This window comes from Aquimarina sp. AWH4_224 (genome assembly GCF_056160245.1).
The window spans coordinates 443,614-467,953 of the sequence record NZ_JBSWWU010000002.1 but is presented as its reverse complement, the minus strand read 5'-3'; the positions used below and the strand labels follow the sequence as shown (position 1 = coordinate 467,953).

The following is a 24,340-nucleotide window of genomic DNA, read 5'->3' as shown; positions in this document are numbered from 1 at the left end:
AATTACTATTCTGTCCTAAGACTCTTCACTGGATTTTGCAATGCAGCCTTAATAGTCCCAAAGGATATCGTGGTCAATGCGATCAACAGTGCTACGATTCCAGCTCCCGCAAATAGCCCGATATTTAAGTCCATTCGGTAAGAATAGTGCTCTAACCATTGATTCGCATACCACCAGGCTACAGGCACTACAATAATAAAAGCAACCACTACCAACTTCATAAAATCCTTGGCTAGTAGTATCACCAATGAAGGTACATTGGCGCCTACTACTTTTCGAATTCCGATTTCTTTGGTTCGTTTGTTTACGACAAGCAAAGAAATGGCCAAAAGACCAATACAACTTAGCAGTATGGATATGATAGCTCCACTGGTGATAATGGTGATCATAATTCTTTCACGTCTGAAGGTTCTATCGATATTTTCATCAACAAAAGACCCCAGAAACTCCGAATTTGGCTCTAGTTTTAACCATGCCTTTTCTATAATATCATAGGTTTGTGAAATATCAGAAGGTGCTACTTTAAGGTAAGCATATCGCACTTGTTTTTGCGTAGATAGAAATATGGTAAGTGGTTCAATCTCTCTATCCAAATCTTTGAAATTGAAATCCTTGACCACACCCACTATCGTATGTTGAATGCTATCACTTATGATATTAAGTCTTTTTCCTATGGGATCAGGTTCCTGAAGCTCTGCGATCATGGATTCATTGATGACAACAGATAAACTGTCTGAGGCAAAATCGCGATCAAATGATCTTCCAGAAAGCAAAGAAATTTCCAAAGTATTAAGATAATCATGATCCACTACCAACATATGTGTTCCTACCTGTCGATTTTTGTAATCAAACCCCAACGAGCTAGAATAGCGGCTTCCATCTCTACCTCTACCCAAATTATCATCAGACGCGGTGATTCCAAGAATATTGGGTTCATTTTTCAATTCTTCTCTAAGGAGATTCACTACTTTATTGCCTCCTTGTTTACCATTAAGAGGTACCGAAATCACTTGTGTCTTATTAAACCCCAAGTCTTTGGTTTGCATATATCGCAATTGTCCTCGAAGTACAAAACTTCCGCTGATTAATAAAATCACAATAGCGAATTGAACAATCATCAATATATCTCTTACTCGATCACGGCCATTGATTTGTATTTTCCCTTTTAGCGCTTGCAGTGTCCCCAGTTTACTTAGTAAAAGCGCCGGATACCCTCCTGCCACTGTAGTCAAAATAAAAAATACCACAACCAACACGATTACGGTAATCAGACTTAAAGTGTTTGTAAATGTAGCTCCTGTGTTGAATAAGGATTTGAATTCATCAATAAAAACAACACTGAGAATACCTCCAAAAATTAAGGTTGTAATAAAAATCAAAACGCTCTCACTCCAAAACTGCATAAACACATGCTTTTTTGCAGCGCCCAGTGTTTTGCGCATTCCAATTTCTTGTAGTCTTGATGTACTTTTGGCGATGCTCATATTTACAAAGTTCACACAAGCAATAAACAGTAAGAGTATAGCAATACTCAGTACAACATAAGGTAACGCTCGACTCACTATCAACTCCCTATCGCTGTAACTTGTAAAATACAGATCCTCAAACGGGTGTAATTTTATTTGAACATACTCCCCATTTGCGTTCAGAGGTGATCCATCTCTTTTTGCATTTTCTATTTCTTCAGAAAAATGAAGATTCATGAATGCTCTTGTGCTTTCTTCGAATTGAGCGACGGAAACACTTTCACTTAACTGGACGTATACCTCATGATTAGAATGATCCCATTCATCTTTATAGTCTTGATACTGAGGAGAATTTTGGAAGTTGATAATTACCTCGAACTCTATGCTGCTATTATCCGGAATATCCTGTAAAACTGCCGCAACCTGAAAGGGTTTCTTTCTTCCTTTAATCAAAAGATCTACGGTTTCTCCCACCACATCAGTAGTACCAAAAATGGTATTTGCCATTTTATGTGTAATTCCGATCGTATTTTTTTCTTGTAACCATGTGCCTTGGTTCCCTTTTTCCTGAGGAAAAGAGAACATATCCAAAAAATCTGGATCCACCCAATTGATATCTGCGGTTATTTCCTTTTCATCTTTTAGTAACAAAATCTTTCCGTCTTGATATCTTGAAATTTTATGTATCCCTGGCACCTCTTGTTTTAGCGCATTGGCCAAAGGCATAGGTTGAGAAATATAAATGTCTGATCCTTCAGGAATTTGCCATTGGGTATATAGCTGATGGATTTCTCCTTTATTTTCATGAAAATTATCGTAAGAAAGCTCAAAAAAAGCAGCCATACTCAACAAAATGGCCACTCCAAAAGCGACAGAAAGCCCAATAATATTTAGGATCGTAAACCCTTTGTTTTTCCAAAGGGTACGCCACGCTATTTTGATATAATTTTTAAACATGTTGTTTCTTATTTGCAATTATTCACTTCTTAGACTTTTGGTTGGGTTTGCAGTTGCCGCCTTAATGGTTTGATAACTTATAGTTATCAATGTGATCAGTAATAATCCCGAAATAGACATCACAAAAACCCACCAGCTTATTTCGGTATGGTAAGTATAGTTCTCCAACCATCGCTTCATAAAAAACCAGGCGATTGGTGTGGCGATTGCTCCGGCAATTAGAATTAGTTTACAAAAATCCTTGGCAAACAGGATTAATATTCCCGAAACTCCACTACCCAAGACTTTACGAATTCCAACCTCTTTTGTTCTTTGCGCAACGAAAAATGAAATCAGCCCGTAAAGCCCTAAGCAGCTGATAAAAATGGCCAACCCAGAGAATAATTTTGAAAGAGATAATAAGCGTTGTTCTTCTTCATATTGATCTTGAACACGCTCATCGAGAAAACTAAACTCGTAGATGAACTTTGGAAAAACCTGCCTCCATTTTTGTTCAATTTCATTTAATGTGCTTTTTACATTCTGATCATTAATTTTTACCGCAATCTCATGAAATGCATTAGTTTGTGGAGCAATGAAAACTGGACTAATATCCAAATGGAAGTTTTGGTCATGAAAATTGGCTATAACTCCTGAAACAGTGGCTTTTATAAACCCTCCGTTAAGTTCCAGTTGTTTGCCTATCAACTCTTCTGGCGAACCTAAACCTAGTTTCTGTGCAAGTTTCTCGTTGACTACCACCTCGGTAATAGAATCCGACATTCTAAAATTTCTACCAGCTACCAATTGTAAATCAAACGTACTGATGTAATCATCGTCAGCCATTTTTGCTGATATTGAAAACTCTTCATATTCTGGTCGGTTATTATATCTTAAAATAGTTCCCCAATTGTTATACCCTGCTCCTGGACTAGCTAAACAGGCAGTTACATTTTCTACTCCTGGTAATTGAAAAATTCGTTCTTTAAGACCTTCGAGTTTGATATGTTCTATATCTTCTGGAACACTAAGCATAACAATAGCATCCTTATCAAACCCTAAATCCGCGTTTACCGCATAGTTAATTTGTTTACCAATCACGACAGTACCCACAATCAAAAGAATAGAAATCACAAATTGTGCGGTTACCAAAATTTTACGTGTAATTTGACCTCCAGCATCTCCTTGGGTAAGTTTTCCTTTTAGGGCAAGCGTCGGAAGAATTCGTGCCAATAAAATACCAGGATAACTTCCTGCAAAAAGGGAAACAAATGTCAATAAAGCAAGAACCAGACCAGCCACTTTAATGTCCAAAAGTGATTGTAAAGACAGGTCAAGTTCAAAAAGGGAATTAAATGAAGGAAGCACAAGTAATGTGATAAACAAGCCTACTAGCATTCCAAAAAGACTGATAATAAAAGTTTCAGAAATGAATTGCCAAAATAAATGTTTTTTGTTGCTCCCCAAGACCTTTTTTATCCCAATTTCTTTTGATCGGGTAAAGGCTTGTGCTGTTGAAATATTGATGAAATTGATACACGCAACTCCAATTAAGAATATACCTACCAAACCAAATATCCAGAGTAAACTCACATTAATCCCATCATATCTGTTATCAAAATGAATATTGGAAAGAGCCTGAAGTTTGTAACGGTGTACATTTTTACTTCTTGGTCTATGTTTATTTACCAATTCGATTAAGGTTTGCTCTATATGAGCGATATCCTGGTTTGGATGTAACAATGTAAAGCATCGCAGTGACCCATTAATACCTCCCCAACTCCCACTATATATAAAATCATCATACGCTTTGATAGAAGGATAGGAAATAAAAATAGGGGTAGAGATCATCGAATTTGCTGGCAAATCTTTAAGAATACCTATTACCTCGATAGTTTCCTGATTCTCTAATACAAAGTTTTGCCCCAACGGGTTTTGTTCTCCAAACATTTTGATCGCAAAACTTTGAGTGATATACGCTGTATTTGGTTCTTCTAGTGTTCTCCCACTAAGTTGATCTACCAAAGGAAAGTCAAAGATTCTGAAAAATGAAGATTCTGAAAAGGCAATATCTTCTCTAAACCGTTTTGAATTTTTTTCATCTGCACCATCGATCTGCCAATCTTCTCGATAATAGTAGCTAGCTACTTCTTCGGCAAAATCATAATCAGATTGAAAAGCTTTTGCAAATCCTGGTGGTACCGCAGATTCGTACTCCACATCATCTCGACGTTCTTCGGTAACAACACGATAGATTCTATCTTCATTGTTATGAAAATTATCAAACTGGAGATGGTGATTTACAAATAAAAAGATAAGTATTCCGCATGCAAATCCCAATGCCAGACCTAAAATATTGATCAGAGCAAACACCCTTTTCTTTCTAAGGTTTCTCCAGGCGATTAATAAATGAGTTTTAAACATAACTTCGTTTTTTGATGATATTTATTCGGTTCTTAAGCTCTTTAAAGGCTTAATAAATGTGGCACTTATGGATTGATAACTAACGGTAAGGATGGCAATGATGGTTACCAACACCGCACACCAAACAAATACCTGCCAATTAAGCGTCACTTTGTATTCGAAATCTTCTAACCAACGTTTCATTACAAACCAAGCGATTGGTGATGCAATCACTATAGATATGACTACTAGTTTTAAAAAGTCCTTACTCAATAATTTGTAGATCGTAAAATGTGAAGCCCCAAGTACGATTCGAATACTGATCTCTTTGTTTCGTTGTTCTACCATAAAAGCAGATAGTGCAAATAGCCCTAAGCAAGCAACGAATAATGCAAAAAGGGCAAAACTGTTAAAGATGATGCCTAACCTTTGTATATCTTTATGCATTACCTCGAATCGTTGATCCAAAAAGGTATATCTAAGACTTTGATTTGGAGATAAATCATCCCAAATTGCATGAATAGATTTGATCAAGTCTTTTGGACTATCTCCATTGATTCTAGCAGTAACAATAGAAGATTCGTTTCCTATCGCCATACAAAGAGGTTGTATAGCTTCTTTTAAAGAGTCAAAATGGAAATCTTCTACGACTCCAATCACTTCAAAAACTTGTCCGCTATTGGTTATTTTTTTACCCACCGGATCTGTTAAACCTAATTGCTCAACCATTTTTTCATTGATAATAGCTCCACTCTCTGCATCATCACTTCGATCTTTGGAAAAATCTCTCCCCGAAGACAGTTTCATTCCCATGGTTTTGATGTAGTCTTCATCAACGCGCCACATTTGTCCGGCTACACCTTTGTTTTCACCAACACGACCTTCTTTCCAAAAAGCATTACCGTTTCTTTTGGTTTCTGTAATGGGCAGGTAATCACTGATCGAAACCTGATGCACTCCAGAAAGGGATATCAACTCTTCTTTAAAAGTGTTGACTTTATCACCCAAGGTATTCGTTCCTTTAATAACAAGCACCTGATCTTTATTGAATCCTAATTCTTTATTCAGGATGTAATCCATTTGCTTGTAAATCACCAAAGTTCCTATTAGAAGAATTACCGATACCGAAAACTGAAAAATTACTAATCCGCTACGTAGGTTTCCACTTTTACTCCCCAGACTCAAACTACCTTTCAATACATCAACAGGCTTAAACGAGGATAAATAAAATGATGGGTATAAACCTGCGATAATCCCAACTACAATGGACGCTAAAACGATAAGAGGCAAGAACCAGAGCGCTCCCCATGGAATAAGTATTTCCTTGGATGCAATTTCATTAAAATAAGGCAACAACATCCAGGCAAGAAACACCCCCGAACCAAATGAAATAAAGCTAAAAATTACCGATTCTATTAGAAACTGAGTTACCAGATTTTGCCTGAAAGCCCCCACCGTTTTACGAAGTCCTACCTCTTTTGCCCGGTTGGCTGATTTTGCTGTAGAAAGGTTAATAAAGTTGATACATGCCAAAAGCAAAATGAAAATAGCAATCCCTCCAAATAGCCATACGAAACGAATATCGCTATGAGATAAGTTATCTTGTATGTCTACAGAGCGTAAATGAATATCGGTTACGGGTTGTAAAATAAATCGGGAGCTATTACGCATTTCACGTATTTCTTCTTCAGAAGCATTGCCCTGTAGCGCTGGCACTGCATACTTATCAAAGGTCTGCATTAATTTTTCCTCGAGAGAAGCTATATCTGTACCTGGTTTTACCAACACATAATTGGCGTAGTTACTAGACAGCCAATTCGCACTTTCTCCCTCCCAAAACTCATGATGCGCTTTGGTAATTAAAAAATCATACTTAAAATGAGTATTTGAAGAAATGATCCCCATAACTCCTCCAATCGTGTACGGGTTTTCGACGTCATTGTCTAATATAATTTGTTTGCCCAATGCATTTCCTTCTGGAAAATATTTATCCGCCTTTTCTTTAGAAAGTACGATCGAATTGGGGGCAGATAGCGCATTTTCTCTAGACCCTAAAACCAAAGGAATATCTAATATTTCTAATAAACTCGGATCCACAAACACAAATTCTTCTTCAAAATTACTTTGTGTCTGATTCAGAGTCCTTAGTTCTTTTCCAACAGGACTTAATAGTTCATGTTTTAGAAATCTTCCGGATTTTATAATTTCGGGATAATCGTTGGTTAATGCTTGAGCAAAAGGCGACGGGAAAAATACATGTTGTCTTTTTTCTCCATTAAGCATAATCTCTCCAATCACACGAAACGCCTGATCCTTTTTGGTATTATGTGTATCATAACTTACCTCATCTCTAATGAATAAAAAGATCAGGATACATGCTGCTATTCCTATAGCAAAGCCCCCTATTTTGATAGTGGTAAACATCCGATCCTTGCTAATGTTCCTCCATGCTATTTTTAAATGATTCTTAAACATGACTGTTCGTTTTTTGATGATTTTATTCGGTTCTAAGACTCTTTACCGGATTGGCTAAAGAGGCTTTCAGGGCGTGAAAACTAACCGTTGCCAGTGCGATGATTATTGCACTTGTACCCGCTAGTAAGAACATCCACCATTCTATCGAGATTCTATAAGCGAAACGAGATAACCAATCGTTCATCACATACCAAGCCAACGGTGATGCGATTAAAAACGCCGTGGTTACTAGCTTTAGAAAATCAGTAGATAGTAATTTTACTACTTGGGCCACGGAAGCCCCCAGTACTTTACGAACCCCAATTTCTCTTTTGCGTTGAAGCATAGAGTACGCAGCAAGACCTAGCAAACCAAGACATGAGATTAAAATCGCCAAGACCGCGAAATTGAGAAACAAACTTCCAAAGCGTTCCTGACTACGATATTGTTTATCAAAGTTTTCATCCAGAAATTGGTAATTAAAAGAATCGTTTGGTAAAATGGCTTCCCATTTGTTTTGAATATCTGCTAGTGTCTGTTTGATATTGTTCCCGGTAATTTTGATAGCTAATAGATCAGTCTCGTCTGGCTTCATGGTCATGGTGAGTGGTTGTATATTTTCTTGTAGTGATTTGAAATGAAAATCCTGTATCACCCCAATGATCTGACCATCTTTCCCCCATTGCGAGAAGGTGGCACCCAACGCATCTTTTGGAGAAGCATAACCCAAAAATTTCACGGCTTTTTCATTAATGATCATCCCTTGAGCAGAATCGGTAACAAAGTCTCTGGAAAAACCTCTCCCTGCAATCACTTTAAGACCAAATTGAGAAATAAAGTCATGATCAACGAAGTAGGCATTGATATTTGCAATCTGACCTTCTCCCTGGCTATTTTGAATTACAGAATATGCCGAATTATTGTATGCTCCAGGAACAGCAGAAGCTAAAGTTGTCGACACCACACCTGAGATATTATCGATATTATCCTTTAACTCTTTTTGCGCTGAAGAAACGGTTACTGGTAAAAGAACGGTATGCTCTTTATCAAACCCTAATTCTTGGCTACGCATATAATTCATTTGGTTGTAAATGATAATCGTGCCTATAATTAGCGTAATTGAAATAGTAAACTGCGTAATCACTAATCCTTTTCTTAAGATGATCCCTCTAGTTCCTGTAGAAAAATTACCTTTCAATACATTTACAGGCTTAAAAGAAGACAATACAAACGCAGGGTAGATTCCTGCAAAGGCACCAATGGATAAGGCGATTAAAAACAGATAAGCAATATTGATGGGGTTGGTAAAAATCCCATCACTGATCACTTTCCCTGCAATTTCATTAAACGCTGGTAAAACCAAAGCTGCCAATATCGAAGCAATTACAAAAGCGATCAAGCTTATGATAATAGATTCGCCTACAAACTGTAGAGATAACTGACGTTTTTCGGCTCCGATTACCTTTCTTACTCCAACCTCTTTGGCTCGCTCTACTGATCTGGCTGTAGTTAGATTCACAAAGTTGATGCATGCGATCAACAGAATAAAAATTGCAATAATGGAAAAGATATAAATAGTTCCTAAATCCCCGCTATACTCTCCTCCTCTTTCAGAACGTAAATACACATCTTCCAACGGTTCCAAGAATAAGGAAACAAACATTTTGTCGCGTCTCATCGTCTCTCCTGAATTACGTTCAAGAAAGTCTGGAAATTTTGCTTCTAGTTGTTTAGGATCTGTATTAGGATGCACAAGAATATACGCGGCAGGATCATACAATCCCCACGCATCATTAATTCTTGGTAATACCCCTTTGCTATAGGTAGTCATAGAAATAATCATATTCGCTTTGATATGAGAATTCTCCGGGATTTCATCCATAATACCGGTTACTGTAAAGGGTAAGTCATTGATATCTTCATCTTTAATACGTATGGTTTTACCTATTGCAGATTCATTACCAAAGTATCTATTTGCCGTTTCCTGGGTAAGCACCACACTATATGGCTCCTGCAATACAGATTTCTTATCTCCTTGAAGTAACCCAAAATCGAACATTTCAAAAAACGCTCTATCTGCTGCTGCAGCTTTATCTTCAACAAGTTTTATTTCATCTTTTCGGACCGCCAGTTCTAAACGCATAAAACGCACTGCCGAAATTACTTCGGGAAACTCTTCTTCCATATGCGGAGGTACCGCACAAGCAGGTCTACTACTTTCCATCTTTCCAGAAGAAGGCGTATCCAGATCTGCTACAACTCGGTAAATGGAATTTTTCTTACTGTGAAACTTGTCATAGCTATGCTCAAAGTTTACATATTGTAAAATAAGAAATCCTGCAGTTAGCCCAATTGCCAAACCTATGATGTTGATTCCAGAATACACCTTATTCTTGATGAGGTTTCTCCAGGCTATTTTGAAATACATTTTAAACATGACTGTTCGTTTTTTGATGTTGTAAGTTGATGAGGTTTTAGATCTCTAATTCATTTTTCGTATGGTTGCATCTCCTATAATAATTCCTTTATTTACAGAAGGGTTACCATCGTATGTCACATTCGCTTCACCATAGGCAGTTACTTTGAGATCATCTTTAACATTAACTCTGAAATTACCTTCTCCATAAGCAGTGATCTTGGTGCTTTCATTATTGAGTCCTAAAGCATTTATTTCTCCTTCTCCATACACCGTATATTTTTGACGATTTACGGCTCCTCCTTTAAATTCAAGATATCCTTCTCCATACATGGTTACCCCTAATCTGTCTACACTGATTTCTTCTAAGGTAACTTTAGGTTCTCCATACAGTTTTAATCTAAAATCTTCGGTTTGTATTGGACTTAAGCACTTGATCACTTCTTCTCCTCTGATGGAAAGTTCTTTAAGGTTCTTGTAAGTAACCGTCGCAGTAATCATAGTTCCTGGATAAATTGGTTTTTTCATTTTCCATCCATTTTGATGATGCACTTTTTTCTGTTTAGTCACCATTTTTGCACCATCCAGATAGATTCTTAGTGTTTTTCCTTCTACTTCTACATTGATTTTATGATCTTCTACTTTTGAATTTTCGATAACCACACTCTCGGTATCTCCCTGCTTAAATACCACCTCAACATGTGGACTAATGATTGCTTTTTCAAAAGGATCAACGGTAATGTTCTTTTGAGCATAACCTACTGTAGTAGCTATAAGCGCAGTGGTAAGCGTAACGATTTGAATAACTAATTTTGTCATGAGTTTAATTTTTTGTGTTTATACTTTATGCATTTACCTCGAAAGGTTTATTTTGACTTTCGGTTACAATTTGTCCGTCAAACAGATTGATGATTCGATGTGCGTAATGTGAATCTCGATCAGAGTGTGTAACCATAATAATCGTAGTTCCTTCTTGATTGAGTTCGGTTAGTAAATTCATCACCTCGATCCCATTTTTGGAGTCCAAATTACCTGTGGGCTCATCGGCAAGTATTAATTTGGCATTGGTAACCACAGCTCTGGCAATTGCAACTCTTTGTTGCTGTCCCCCTGATAATTGTTGAGGGAAGTGCTTTTCGCGATGTGCAATTTTCATACGTTCTAGTACGGCATTTACTTTTTGCTCCCGTTCGCTCTTTTTCATATTCAAATAAATAAGAGGTAGTTCTACGTTTTCAAAAACGGTGAGTTCATCGATGAGGTTAAAGCTCTGAAATACGAATCCCAAGTTTCCTTTTCTGATTCTGGTTCTTTGATTTTCTCGTAATTTCCCTACTTCTTCTCCACCAAAATGATAGCTTCCTTCTGTAGGATTGTCGAGCATCCCCAGGATATTAAGAAGTGTAGATTTTCCGCAACCGGATGGACCCATAATGGCTACAAATTCTCCTTCTTCAACGGTAAGGTTCACATTATTTAAGGCCAGAGTCTCAACTTCTTCAGTTCTAAAGCTCTTTTTTAAATTCTTGATCTGTATCATTTCTTGATTGTTTATTTTATGTTTATTTAAGTATGATTTTTTCGGCATCACCAAAATTATCATAGTTTGATGTAATTACCTGTTCTCCGGTTTCGAGTCCTTCTAATAACTCATAGTATCTAGAGTTTTGTTTTCCAATTCGTATCGGTCTTCTCCACGCTACATTTCCAGACTCATCCAATACGAAAATCCATTGTCCACCGGTACTCTGAAAGAAACTTCCTTTTGGCAACAACAAAGCATCATTAGATGCTCCCAATTGTAACTTTAGGTTATAGCTCTGTCCTGAACGAATAGTTTCTGGTTTTTCATTCACGAAGACTAAATCTACATTAAATCTTCCATTTCTTACCTCTGGATATACCTTTCGAATTCGCAATTCATACTCGGTACCATTACGTTCTAATACAGCAGTTAAGTTTCTTTTTACTCTATCAATATAATGCTCATCGATTGAAGCTTCAATTTTGTAATCGGTTAGCACATTTACCTGCCCTATACGTTGTCCTTGTTGGATACTTTGCCCTATTTCGGCATCCAAAAATCCCAACTGACCATCTGCAGGAGCTCTTACATTAAGATGATCAATCCGTTCGTATACCATGGATAGTGTTTTTTTCATTCTCGCCAGGTCCCCATCTAGCTCTTTCAAAGAAGTATTACGAAGTACATTATCCTGATCCGTTTGGATTTTTATGATTTCGAACTGTTTAGCTGCTAACTCATAATTTTCTTTTGCAGTTAAATACTCTTCTTTAGAGATAAGCTCATCTTTATACAAGGCCTCGTTTTGCTCGTAGGCTCTTTTTACTTTCTGCAATTCGTATTTTGAGTTTACCAAATCTTTTCTTCCTTCTACCTGTCTAGCATCAAAAGTAAGTTTGGTGGATCGCAGATCATTCTGTTTTAAGGCCAGGTTATTTTCGCTTGCTAAAATTTGCTCATACAACCCTCTATTTTCCAGCTTTAAAATAATATCTCCTTTCTTTACCATGGCACCTTCTTCGATCAACTTTTCGGTTACTCTTCCTCCTTCATAAGCATCCATATAGATCGTACTTATAGGAGCCACATTACCATTGATGGTGATATAATCATCAAATTTTCCGAAGGATACTTTTGCAATAGAAAGCTTTTCCCGATCTGTTCGAAAGGTAGATGCCGTATTGCCAAAAGCCATTTTCCAACCCATAAAAAGTAACAGTATACCCCCAACAATATACCCATAATGTTTAGGTCTTAATCCTTTTTTCTTTTCAATCTTTATATCCATTTTATTGTACTCTTTTGATGTTAAAAACTGGCAATCCTCTATAAAAATCCAGTGTACTCTTATTTATTTTTGATCGTAACCGTACCTGTAAAAACTCATTTTGAGCATTGGCCAATAGGTTTTTGGATTGGTTGAGCTCTATGATACTAATGAGTCCTTTCTCATATCTTTTTTGTGCAATATCAAAAGCGACTTGTTGTGAGTCTCTTCGTAAATTACTTTGCTCATATTCTCTTTGCAATGCATTTCCATCTTGTACCAATTGCTGTATGATTTGATACGTTTCCTGTTTTTGAATATTAAAATTATTCTCAGCTCTCATCATCGCCACCTTTTGCTGTTTTACTCGAGAACGATTAGACCAACCATTGCTGATAGGAATGCGCAATGAGACTCCCACAAACTGAGCGGCATTATCCTTGATTTGCGTATTGAAAGGAATCAATTCTCCAGTATCGCTATCCAAGTTATTGTCTACATATCGAGAAGAATATCCCGCAGAGAAGACAAAAGAAGGATACAAAGCTCCACGTGTTGCAGCCAATTGCTTTTTGGCGGCCTCGATTCGAAGTTCCTGAGCTTTGATAATAGGCACTACCGTCTGAGCAGTGTTGAAAATAGAATCTTCGTTTTTTTCTACTATTTCTACCGAAGACTTTTTTTCTATCCCTAAATCAACTACGGTAATAGTTCGGTCTTCGTTCAAATTCATTTCTTGCATTAGTGCTAGCTTTGCAGCTTCCAGATTGTTCTCACTTTGCGTAACCAAAAGTTGATCAGCCAACCAAGCGGACTCAGCTTCGTATAGATCTGCTTTGGCTTTTTGACCTAATTCTACCTGTCTTTTTACCAAGTTATAGTTTTCTTGAGAAACCTGAACCTGTTCTTTGGAAATAGCAAGTAACCCTTTCATAAACTGAATGTCATAAAAAGCAGACATTACTCTGAATGCCAGTAAATATTTTTGATGTAAAGTTTCCTCGTACGATGCCTGATATAAAAACTTAGTGGCTTTGATGGTATTTACCTTTTGAAAACCTTGAAACAAATCAATTTGCGCATCAAGGCTATAATTGTTGGAAACGAATTCGGTATTCACAAAGCTATTGGTATTTGGATCTACAGATCTACCAAAATTGATACGATAATTAGAAAATGCACTTACACTAGGTAACAAGTTTCTAATCGATTGTTTGTAGTCCTCTCTATTCGCTTGCTCAGAGTATTCAAAATCTTTAACCTGAAGATTATTTTGAATCGCATAAGATACGCACTCATCCAATGTCCAAGTTTGTTGCCCCTGAATCGCTCCCGAAAGCAAGCAACAAAAAAAGAATACTACTGTGGTCAAATATTTCATTTGTTTATAAAATTGTTTTTCGATGCCAAACTATAGTCTAATCACGTGCCAAAAACATAAGTAATTGATTTATAGGTTTTTAAATAAAAAGATAAAATATGATCGACAGGATACTGTAAAATATTTATACAAATAGTGTCTAATTATTTTACAGTATGATCATATTCTAATTCTCAATTTGTAGTTTTAAGGTATTAATCAAAAGATATTATGCAAGAAGGAAAAGTATTGATCATCGATGACAATAAAAGTGTACTAAGTGCACTGGAGATTCTATTGCAGTTTGAATTCAAACATGTTGAAACCATTTCGAATCCTAATCAGATATCATCTTTCCCTAATCTTCCGGACTATGATATCGTATTGTTAGATATGAATTTTTCTGCCGGTGTTAATACGGGTAATGAAGGCCTTTTTTGGTTGAAAGAAATTAAAAAGAAGGCTCCTTCTATATCGGTAATAATGATGACAGCTTATGGCGCAGTCGACCTTGCTGTTAGAGCGCTGAAACTTGGAGCAACGGATTTCATTTTAAAGCCATGGAACAATGAAAAATTATTAGCCACAATCAAATCATCTCTTTTACTTCGTAAATCACAAAAGGAAGTTCAAAAATTAAAACAAAAGGAAAGCAGTCTTAAACAGGTAATTAATCAGGATAGTAATTTTATTATCGGCAACTCTTCGGCATTGTCTTCGGTTTTAAATCTTGTAGGCAAAGTTGCAAAGACCGATGTTAACGTATTGATCACCGGTGAAAACGGTACCGGTAAAGAACTTATTGCAAGAGAGCTACACCGTTTATCCTCACGCAAAGATGAAGTATTTATAGGAGTTGATATGGGTTCTATTTCAGAATCCTTATTTGAAAGTGAGCTCTTTGGTCACATCAAAGGTGCTTTTACCGATGCTAAAGAAGACAGGGCGGGTAAGTTTGAAGCTGCCAATGGAGGTACTTTGTTTCTGGATGAAATAGGAAATTTATCGCTACAAACTCAGGCCAAATTATTATCTGCCATACAAAGTAGAACTATTGTACGAGTAGGTTCCAACAAACCTATTGAAGTTGATATACGCCTTATTTGTGCCACCAATTGCAACCTCACACAAATGGTTGCTGATGGAATTTTTAGGGAAGATTTGTTGTATCGAATCAATACCATTCATCTTGAAGTTCCTGCATTGCGCGAAAGAGAAAATGACATTTTAATTCTGGCGGATTTTTATCTCAAAAAGTTCACGGCAAAATATGGAAAACCTGCACTTAGGATAAACGATGCGGCTCAAGAAAAGTTACTCGGCTATTCCTGGCCCGGAAATGTAAGAGAACTACAGCACACCATGGAGAGGACCGTAATTCTTGCTGAAAGCAATATTCTGAAACCCGTAGATTTCTTGCTCAATGCAAGGAACGAACTGTCTTTCGAAAATGTTCCCGAAACCCTGGATGAAATGGAAAAAATAATGATCGACAAAGCCTTACAACAACACAATGGTAATTATAGTGCTGCAGCAAATCAATTGGGCATATCGAGACAAACTTTATACAACAAAATCAAAAAATTTGATCTCTAATGTTAAGCAAAAGATTCTATATCCGGGTAGTCATTAAAATATTAGTTATTGTAGTAACTACTCTTGCAATGGTTTTTCTTTTTTTGAGAGGAAGTTATGCCATTTCTTTTATTCTTTTGTTATGTCTTATGGTACAAACCGATTTACTGATCAAATATGTAAACCAGAATAACAAAAAAATAATATTCTTTTTCAATGCTATTAAAAATGAAGATTTCACTCTTCAATTTCCTGAAGAAGGTAATGACTCTTCTTTTAACGAACTTAACACAAGCTTGAATAGACTCAATAATGGAATTCAAAAAATATATCTCCAAAATCAGGCGCAGGAACAGTACAACAAGAAGATTCTTAATCAGGTAGAAATAGGTATCCTAACTTTTAATAATAAAGGACACATCCTTTTTTCAAATCCAAAAATGGAAAAGTTATTGAACTATAAGCCTCTCAATCATATTAAACAAATTCAATTAGTAGATCAAGGCTTGTTCAATATTTTTAAAAAAATTAAACCGTTTGAGCGTAAACTTTTTCAGCTATCTAATGAACGCGAAAGTATTCAACTTGCCATCAAGTCTAGCGAAATTATTTCTAATGGAGAATTGCTTACTCTAATCACAGTTCAAGACATTAAAAATGAATTGGATAAAAAAGAAACCGATTCTTGGATAAAATTGATTCGAGTACTTACCCATGAAATTATCAATACCGTGACACCCATTACTTCTATCTCTGCTTCGATTCTGAACTACTATAAAGATGAAGATAAAATCTTACCGATCGAGGAACTTGATGAAAGTAAGATAAGAATGACCGCAAAGGGATTGGAGGTTATTAAAGATCAAGGTAATGATTTGATGAGTTTTGTTAAGTCTTATAGAAGCTTTCTCAACGTACCTGCTCCAGACAAAGCTCTTATTAATGTAGACAAACTTTTAGAAAAAGTACTGGTTCTAATGACTCAAAATAAGAATGAACACGTAGTAGATATTACCATAACCAGTCCTGAAGATACCATAGAAATTTATGCAGATGAAAAATTGATCACTCAGGTTTTGGTCAACCTAAGTAAAAATGCTGTACAGGCTCTAAATGGTATCGAAAATGCGAAACTTGAACTCATTACCGGGGTTAATGAAAATGGAAAAAAATACATCTCTGTAAAAGATAATGGACCAGGAATACCTCCGGACATTCTACAACAAATTTTTGTCCCATTTTATACCACCAAAAATGAAGGTACCGGTATCGGACTCAGCCTATCCAAACAGATCATGCACTTGCATGGCGGAAATTTGACTGTGCATTCGATGCTACACAAAGAAACTGTTTTTACACTTTTGTTTGAATGATACAGGTACTTTTACTCATTTAATCTGTGCAGGATCCAGTTTCAAGGTTTTTAGTAAAGCATCAAAATAAAAAGCCTCCTGTTCGGGAATAATTGTCACTTTATATGCGGTGTTTTTAATCACGTAATAGGGATGGTTTTCTCTATCCAAAGTTGTTGAATGTTCATTAACAATCTTTTGTATATAGTCATTGATGAGCACTACCTCTTCATACTCAATACCTCTGCGATAAGTAGGGAGATCACTTTTATACACCACATAATCATTGCGAAAACTTAGGGATCGACAACTACCATCCGGTTGATGAAACTCGAAAGTAAAATCTTTGGACTCAAAAATTTTATTGATATTTTCTACTGTAGGTTCTACCGAACGGGCACAACTCAAAAAAACCAAGGATACTAATATCCCAATTATTGTATACCTCATAAGCGATTCAAAAAACTAACGAAAACAAAAATGCCGTACTCAAAATTCCATATAGAATTCTAAGATACGGCATTTAAAATTGTTAGCAGACCTATCAAATAAGTCTAATCAATTTTACTTTGAGGCTAAACGTTTCACTGAGCTTTCAAAATCAATATCCTCAAGGTTACTGATAGAGATACCAACACCTCCAGTTTTTGAAGCTACAATGTATTCTGTTTGAAATTTCTTTTCTTTCTTATACGCTTTCAGATACTTTAACTTCACCACTTTTGAAGTTGGCGTAAAGAAATATCTACCATGAATTCTTTTGTAACGAACGTCTTGACTGTTCGCTTCGTCTTTGATTTGTTCACTTAAAGCCTGCACTACTCGAGCGGCGCGGTGTTCATCAAATTTGTAGTAATCACAATTGTAGATAAATACGTAGTTCTCTACATTATTCTCGTCAACAAAGATTTCGAAGTCTACTTTCTTGTCCTGAATCTTTTTTAACTCAGCAAGGGCAACGTTTTGAAATTTCGGTTTCCCTTCTATCATTTCGATCTTCGCTTTGAAGTCTTCAGGATTAGATTTTACGTAGTCACTAGTAAGAACAATCGTATTGTTTTTGAATTCAATTTTATTTTTTGAAAATTTAGCAAATCCTTCCTTTTTAGGCTCAAACATCTGGCAACTAACAAGTAGGATTGAAGTAAGCAATAGTAGAAATTTTTTCATGGGCATTTGTGTTAAAAAGTTTACATCGTAAATAGGTAAAACTTAAATAATTACGCCGCAAGATAATAAAAAAAAATCAAATTATTGCCATTCAACGGGTTTTTTGAGCACTTCAACTAGTTTTTCTTCTTCGGTTCCGGTTTTTGGATGGTGGTCATATCGCCACTGAACCCTTGGTGGCAGGCTCATCAGGATACTTTCGATACGTCCATTTGTTCTTAACCCAAAAAGTGTCCCTTTATCGTGTACCAGGTTGAATTCTACGTATCTACCACGTCGAATTTCTTGCCAATTGCGATGATTTTCGTCAAATAGAAGGTCTTTTCTTCGTTCAACAATTGGTACATAGGCATCCAAAAAACTATCCCCTACATCGGTAACAAAGTTGTACCAATCTCGCATAGTCATGTCATCCTTTTTCTTACAATAATCAAAAAACAATCCACCGATCCCTCTGGCCTCTTCTCGATGCGCATTATAAAAGTACTCATCGCACTTTTTCTTGTAGGTTTTATAAAAATCAGGATGATGTCTATCACAAGCATCCTTGCAAACACTATGAAAATGCCTGGCATCTTCTTCAAATAAGTAATAAGGAGTTAAATCCTGTCCGCCGCCAAACCAACTATCTACAATTTCTCCTAACTTATCATACATTTCAAAATAGCGCCAATTAGCATGAACGGTAGGCACCATAGGATTGATAGGGTGTAATACCAATGATAAACCACAGGCAAAAAAATCGACATCTCCCACATTAAAATAACTCTGCATCGCCTTTGGTAATGGTCCATGTACCGCAGAAATATTGACTCCACCTTTTTCAAAAACAGCACCATCTTCGATCACACGAGTTCTTCCTCCCCCTCCTTCCGGACGTTTCCAAATATCTTCCTGGAACTTCGCCTTACCATCCACTTCTTCTAATTTGGCAGTGATCCTATCCTGCAAGTTTTGTATATACTTATAAAATGTGTCTTTCATCTGTCTCTTCTATTTTTTCAAAGTGAAATCTACTCGGTGATAGCTTCAGTTGTTTTTGGTGTATTTGATTTTGCTATCAGTTTCTTTTCTTCCAAAATCTTTACGGTTTCCGTAGACGCTGCTACTACCGAAATTGGCAAGGTGATAATAAAGCCGATTATAGGAATAAATAGCATCAGTACGAAAACTGTACCATTCCCGATAGCTAGTCCTCTATGTTTTCTTACAAACTGTATGCTTTCTTTATATCCAAAATGACGTTCCATGGTATAATCCATATTTCCAAATCCAACATAATACGCCTGAATCAGAAATATAAGAATCGTCGCAATAATCCCTACCACCGGGATAAAACTTAGGATAATCAAAGGAATCATAAATAGCAATTCGCGAATTAAATTTCTACCATTAATTCGGATACCTCTTGATAACTGTTGACGGAACGAAGTGTTACGATGTTCATGTGTGGTTTCTCCTAATAAATGAGCTTCTACCCGTTCTGAAACTGGACTCATAAATGGAGCAGATAAGGCCATAACAATATGTTTATACAGGACCAATCCCAGAACCAATATCAAAGCGCCTCCTATAAAATTACTAATCGTCCCAAAAGTTTCAGATCCCCATTCCCATACCCAGACTTTAGCGATTAGACCTCCCAAGCTATCCGCAAAAAAATAGGCTAGTGCGATAAAGGTCAGGCCAGTTACAATACTAATGAGTATAGGTATGGCAAAGTATTTCCAAAGTCCCAGTTTTGAAATTAACCCAAAAGTACCCAGATATGCTTTTACTCCATTAATGATATTCTTGAACATATGTTGTAGTTTTGATTGATTAGCTTCTAATTAGTAGTGCAATATCAACTTTTGTTTCAACTGTGATTTAATTTTCTTCTGCAAGATATACTAAATCCTTTTTGTATTGTTCGATATCCAGGATTGTACGAATTACACCTCCTCTTTCTGCTCTTTGTTTCACATCGGCTACGATCTCATTAAGAGTATGGTTTTTTAATCTCTCAAAAAAAGCTCGTCCTACGGCATTATTGTGCAAATCCATGGCCTTCTCCAAAGAATTATTAGGGGCTAATTCTTCATGTAAATCGGTAATTCTTTCTGCCCATTTTATTGATTTTTGCACATTTTTATGGATCCTAGAAGTGTATAAGGCTATCAAAACATTCCATAATGCATGCCTAAAGGCATTTCCTTTACCATGCAAATTATGAGTATCCTTATATTCTTTGTTGCATATGGTTAATGTTTCCTTCGTAGCTCGAAGCGTTGGTAAAATGTATAATGGATATTGCAGTGCTAAAACGATCAACGAAAGTATTTCTTTCAGACTTAATCGTCTTATTACTGCTATCAAATTCATTATTTACTATAATTCTTTACCGCATCCACAAAAGCTTGTGCATTCTCTACTGGGATATTTGGTAAAATCCCGTGGCCTAAATTCGCTACATAACGATCTTTACCAAACTCATCAATCATTTGTGTTACCATTTTTTTGATCTGATCCGGTGGAGAAAGCAATCTCGAGGGATCAAAATTTCCTTGTATCGTAATATTCCCCCCAGTAAGGTAACGAGCATTACGAGCAGAACAGGTCCAATCCACACCTAGTGCAGCAGCTCCTGATTTTGCCATATCTTGTAAAGCAAACCAGCACCCTTTACCAAAAACGATAACTTCTGTTTCTTCTTTTAGGGCATCTACGATTTGCTGAATATATGTCCAGGAAAACTCTTGATAATCTGTTGGAGATAACATCCCTCCCCAGCTATCAAACACCTGAACGGCATTGACACCACTTGCTACTTTTGCTTTTAGATAAGCGATCGTAGTATCTGTTATCTTTTGCAAAAGTGCATGTGCAGCTTTGGGATGAGCAAAGCAAAGTTCCTTGGCCTTATCAAAATTTTTGGATCCCTGACCCTGTACTGCATAACACAATATAGTCCAAGGAGATCCTGCAAAACCAATAAGGGGTACCCGATTATCTAACATTTCTTTGGTAAGCTTAATCGCATCAAACACATATCCTAATTCTTCATATACATCAGGGACAACAACTTGTTCTACATCTTTTAAAGATCGAACTGGATTTGGTAACCACGGACCTATGCCATCTTTCATTTCTACCTCAATATTCATAGCCTGTGGGATTACCAGAATATCACTAAACAAAATAGCTGCATCAGGACCGATGATATCTATAGGCTGTACCGTAATTTCTGCAGCTAGTTCTGGAGTTCTACATCTCGTAAAGAAATCATACTTCTTCTTGAGCGCCATAAATTCTGGCAAATATCTTCCGGCTTGACGCATCATCCATACAGGTGGACGTTCTACAGTTTCTCCTTTTAATGCCTTTAGGAAAAGATCATTTTTTAGTGTTGTCATATGTTCTTTCTTTCACTCCCAATAAAGGAATGTTAGTTGTTTTTAAAATATTTTACCGCCTGAACAATTACATTCTCGACAGTAGGTTTGTTGGCTATTTGTATTCGATCAGTGTGTTTTTTGATCGATGATGCCGTAGTGTTTCCTATACAAAAAGCTACACTTTTGGCAATATCATTTTGGGATACATAACTCTGCACACCCGAGGGGCTAAAAAACAGTATCCCATCAAAAACTCGATCAAATTTCTTTGGAGCTAATACAGTTTTGTACACCATCTCTTCTGAAAATTGAACATTATTTTCTCTCAAAATCTGAGGTAACTCTTCTCTTCTTTTATCTCCACAAAAAAACACAAAAGTGTCATTTTTGTGCGTTTTTGCAATGATTTTAGCCAAATCCGAAGCATTTTGAGCAGTTTCTATTACTTTTTGCCCATTTTCTTCCAATAGTTTTTTTGTGTTTTGTCCGACACAAAAACAATTTGAAACGGTTATTCTAGCTTGCAAAACTGCCTTTACTGCATTTTTGCTTGTGAAAATCGCATTCTCCACTGCCCCATTGTATTCAAAACTGACCGATTCGATGGTGATTGCATCATAATCTACAAAACCTAAGCCTGCGTTTAATAGCAACTCTCTTTGCGAAACAGATAATTTTTTGGTAGACAATACAGTAGCCAAACTCATTACTTCATCATGGATTTAATCTCTTTCATCAATGCTTCCCCACCATTGTTCAATATCTCTTTTGCACATTGTTCTCCTAGCTGTTGCTCATTCCCGATCTTGATCTTTTTCTCTACCTCGATCTTTTGTTTACCATCCAGACTAAACAACACTCCTTTGAAATCAATGATGTCTTCATCTATCACTCTTGCCAATGCTCCTATAGGTGCAGTACATCCTCCTTCCAACACTCTTAAAAACTCTCTTTCTATGTGCACACATAAAGCGGTAGTAGCATCATTAAGATGATGTAAAGCTTCTTGACAATAGGTATCTTCTTCTTTTGCCACAACCAGCATTGCGCCTTGTGCAGGTGCAGGTGTCATCCAATCTAGATCGATGTAATTTTCGGGTTTTAAATTGATACGCTCTAATCCCGCAGCAGCAAAGATGGCTCCGTTCCAGGCATTATCGGTTAACTTTTGCATCCTTGTGTTTACATTTCCGCGTAAATCAACAACGGTATGCTCAGGAAACTTATGTAACCATTGTGCTTTACGACGCAGACTCCCTGTAGCGATAATCCCTTGTGTATCTAAAAAATCAAGCCCTTTATGAACCAAAATGTCATTTACATTGGCTCTTTTCAGCACTGCAGCTTCAACAATACCATGTGGTAATCGTGTAGGAACATCTTTCATCGAATGCACAGCAATATCGATGTCGTTATTCAGCATAGCAACATCCAAAGTCTTTGTAAAAATCCCTGTAATCCCTAACTCATATAAGGGTTTATCCAAAACGATGTCACCTGTAGATTTTACAGGAAGTAATTCACTGTTATATCCTGCTTCCTGTAGTAGTTTCTGAACAGTTTTTGCCTGCCAAAGGGCTAACTCACTATCTCTGGTACCTATACGGATTATCTTACCCAAGATTATTTATTTTGTAATTGAAAAACTTTTTGAATCAGTTCGATGCTCTCGTCTGCAGAAGTAGTAGCATCTTTTAAATGGTTTGCAAAATGATTCGTAATTTTTTGAATAATACGATCACTAATCAACTCCGCCTGTTCTTCATCAAAACCATCGTATTTCTTGCGTTGCAAGTTGATTTCAGCTTCCTTAAACGAAGCTAATTTATGCTTCAGTGCCTTAATGGTGGGCGCAAATTTTCTGGTATCCAACCAGCTATCAAACTCTGTTTGTACCTCTGCTATAATTCCTTCTGCATGAGGTACATGTTCCTTTCTCTTTTTCAAAGTCTGATCCGTCATTCTTGATAAATCATCCAAATGTACCAAGGTAACATTAGGATGTTCTGTAACATCTAACGAAACATTTCTTGGTATGGATAAATCAAGGATTAACAAAGGTTTGTCTGAATGAATAAGTGCTTTGGAGATAGTAGGTTTTTGTGCTCCTGTTGCTACAATAAGCACATCAGATTTGGTGATCTCTGATTGAATGTTAGCGTAATCTTTAACTACCAAATTGAATTTGCCTGCAATTTCTTCGGCCTTGGTTTTTGTTCTATTGATCAAAACAATATGATCGTTCTTGGTATGCTTAACCAGATTCTCGCAAGTATTTCGGCCTATCTTTCCAGTTCCAAAAAGCAACAAATTCTTTTCAGAAACATAAGGAACTCTGGCCATAATATATTGTACAGCTGCAAAACTTACCGATGTAGCACCGCTAGAAATTTCAGTTTCATTTTTAATACGTTTGCTAGCTTGGATTACCGCATTTACCAAACGCTCCATAAAAGGATTAAGCATGTTATCTTTCTTGGATTGTTTGAAGCTTATCTTTATCTGACTGATAATTTCAAAATCTCCAAGGATCTGACTATCTAAACCTGTTCCTACCTTGAAAAGATGTGAAACCGCCATGCTGTTTTTATGTACATAAGCTACCTTTTCAAACTCTTCGACGGTACCTTCAGTATGTTCACAAAGTAATTTAATCAATTGGAAAGGATGTTCTGCAAAACCATAAAGCTCAGTTCGGTTGCAGGTAGAAATGACTACAAGAGAAGGTATCCCTTCTTCCTTAGCCTGAAGGAGGATGGTATTCTTGGCTTCGTCATTAATGCTAAAATGTCCTCTTACTTCTGCATCAGCTTTTTTATAACTGAGTCCAATAGCATAAAAATGTTTTCCTTTAGCGCTCAAATGGGGCTCCATGTACTGTCTTTTCCTTTTACCGCACAAAAATATTCTACAAACGGGTTATAAAATAACGCTAGAGGAACAATAAGTAACGAAATGCGGTATTATCGTTAGTTTTTAGGTCAATACTCATCGGAAACCATTATTTTTGTAGGGTAAGTCAAGAATCTTTTTGCGACA

General features: G+C 36.6%; 19 protein-coding genes. 2 read left to right on the top strand and 17 right to left on the bottom strand.

The annotated features are described in order from the left end of the window. Positions 1-5: 5 nt before the first annotated feature. The 8 genes from ACXAGJ_RS05415 to ACXAGJ_RS05380 are packed head-to-tail and all read right to left on the bottom strand — an operon-like array spanning position 6 to position 13,848. Positions 6-2,423 carry an ABC transporter permease gene (locus tag ACXAGJ_RS05415; protein WP_474837822.1) on the bottom strand — a complete coding sequence of 806 codons (2,418 nt, stop codon included), beginning with the start codon at positions 2,421-2,423 and terminating at the stop codon, positions 6-8. Positions 2,424-2,441: 18 nt separating this feature from the next. Then, positions 2,442-4,826 carry an ABC transporter permease gene (locus tag ACXAGJ_RS05410; RefSeq protein ID WP_474837820.1) on the bottom strand — a complete coding sequence of 795 codons (2,385 nt, stop codon included), beginning with the start codon at positions 4,824-4,826 and terminating at the stop codon, positions 2,442-2,444. A gap of 21 nt (positions 4,827-4,847) precedes the next feature. Then, positions 4,848-7,280, bottom strand: coding sequence for an ABC transporter permease (locus tag ACXAGJ_RS05405; RefSeq protein ID WP_474837817.1), 2,433 nt, complete (start codon positions 7,278-7,280; stop codon positions 4,848-4,850). Positions 7,281-7,302: 22 nt separating this feature from the next. Further along, positions 7,303-9,696, bottom strand: coding sequence for an ABC transporter permease (locus ACXAGJ_RS05400; RefSeq protein ID WP_474837815.1), 2,394 nt, complete (start codon positions 9,694-9,696; stop codon positions 7,303-7,305). A 45-nt stretch (positions 9,697-9,741) separates the two neighbouring features. Beyond that, a complete protein-coding gene (locus ACXAGJ_RS05395; RefSeq protein WP_474837813.1) occupies positions 9,742-10,494 on the bottom strand; it encodes a head GIN domain-containing protein in 753 nt (250 codons plus the stop codon). Positions 10,495-10,519: 25 nt separating this feature from the next. Next, a complete protein-coding gene (locus tag ACXAGJ_RS05390) occupies positions 10,520-11,215 on the bottom strand; it encodes an ABC transporter ATP-binding protein (protein ID WP_073316194.1) in 696 nt (231 codons plus the stop codon). 22 nt (positions 11,216-11,237) lie between these two features. Continuing rightward, positions 11,238-12,488 (bottom strand): efflux RND transporter periplasmic adaptor subunit, encoded by a 1,251-nt coding sequence (locus ACXAGJ_RS05385; RefSeq protein ID WP_474837811.1) that lies wholly within the window; start codon positions 12,486-12,488, stop codon positions 11,238-11,240. Position 12,489: 1 nt separating this feature from the next. Beyond that, a complete protein-coding gene (locus ACXAGJ_RS05380) occupies positions 12,490-13,848 on the bottom strand; it encodes a TolC family protein (RefSeq protein ID WP_474837809.1) in 1,359 nt (452 codons plus the stop codon). Between the two features lie 210 nt (positions 13,849-14,058). On the opposite strand from ACXAGJ_RS05380, the gene ACXAGJ_RS05375 reads away from it, so the two are divergent. Both ACXAGJ_RS05375 and ACXAGJ_RS05370 read left to right on the top strand, forming a co-directional pair. Then, on the top strand, positions 14,059-15,423 hold the full coding sequence (locus ACXAGJ_RS05375; RefSeq protein ID WP_474837807.1) for a sigma-54-dependent transcriptional regulator: 1,365 nt from the start codon (positions 14,059-14,061) through the stop codon (positions 15,421-15,423). Further along, the gene (locus ACXAGJ_RS05370) at positions 15,423-16,775 is read left to right on the top strand and encodes a sensor histidine kinase (RefSeq protein ID WP_474837805.1); all 1,353 of its coding nucleotides are present in this window, start codon (positions 15,423-15,425) and stop codon (positions 16,773-16,775) included. The genes ACXAGJ_RS05375 and ACXAGJ_RS05370 overlap by 1 nt, the downstream gene beginning before the upstream one ends. A 15-nt stretch (positions 16,776-16,790) precedes the next feature. On the opposite strand, the gene ACXAGJ_RS05365 is transcribed toward ACXAGJ_RS05370, so the two are convergent. The 9 genes from ACXAGJ_RS05365 to hemA form a co-directional block, all read right to left on the bottom strand. Next, entirely contained in the window at positions 16,791-17,204 is a 414-nt protein-coding gene (locus ACXAGJ_RS05365) for a hypothetical protein (protein ID WP_474837803.1), read from the bottom strand. A gap of 114 nt (positions 17,205-17,318) precedes the next feature. Continuing rightward, positions 17,319-17,924: a hypothetical protein gene (locus ACXAGJ_RS05360; protein WP_473284404.1), complete on the bottom strand. Its 606-nt coding sequence runs from the start codon at positions 17,922-17,924 to the stop codon at positions 17,319-17,321. Between the two features lie 81 nt (positions 17,925-18,005). Next, positions 18,006-18,908, bottom strand: a complete 903-nt coding sequence (gene hemF, locus ACXAGJ_RS05355; RefSeq protein ID WP_474837800.1) for an oxygen-dependent coproporphyrinogen oxidase — start codon at positions 18,906-18,908, stop codon at positions 18,006-18,008. A 29-nt stretch (positions 18,909-18,937) separates the two neighbouring features. Beyond that, complete coding sequence (locus ACXAGJ_RS05350) at positions 18,938-19,726, bottom strand: EI24 domain-containing protein (protein WP_474837798.1); 789 nt, start codon at positions 19,724-19,726, stop codon at positions 18,938-18,940. Positions 19,727-19,793: 67 nt separating this feature from the next. After that, entirely contained in the window at positions 19,794-20,288 is a 495-nt protein-coding gene (locus ACXAGJ_RS05345) for a DUF6973 domain-containing protein (protein ID WP_474837796.1), read from the bottom strand. Continuing rightward, a complete protein-coding gene (gene hemE / locus ACXAGJ_RS05340) occupies positions 20,288-21,319 on the bottom strand; it encodes a uroporphyrinogen decarboxylase (protein WP_474837794.1) in 1,032 nt (343 codons plus the stop codon). Before hemE ends, ACXAGJ_RS05345 begins: the two co-directional genes overlap by 1 nt. Before the next feature lie 32 nt (positions 21,320-21,351). Further along, entirely contained in the window at positions 21,352-22,008 is a 657-nt protein-coding gene (locus ACXAGJ_RS05335; protein WP_474837793.1) for a uroporphyrinogen-III synthase, read from the bottom strand. Next, positions 22,008-22,922, bottom strand: a complete 915-nt coding sequence (hemC, locus tag ACXAGJ_RS05330) for a hydroxymethylbilane synthase (RefSeq protein WP_474837791.1) — start codon at positions 22,920-22,922, stop codon at positions 22,008-22,010. Before hemC ends, ACXAGJ_RS05335 begins: the two co-directional genes overlap by 1 nt. A gap of 2 nt (positions 22,923-22,924) precedes the next feature. After that, on the bottom strand, positions 22,925-24,175 hold the full coding sequence (hemA, locus tag ACXAGJ_RS05325; RefSeq protein ID WP_073315861.1) for a glutamyl-tRNA reductase: 1,251 nt from the start codon (positions 24,173-24,175) through the stop codon (positions 22,925-22,927). Between the last annotated feature and the right edge of the window lie 165 nt (positions 24,176-24,340).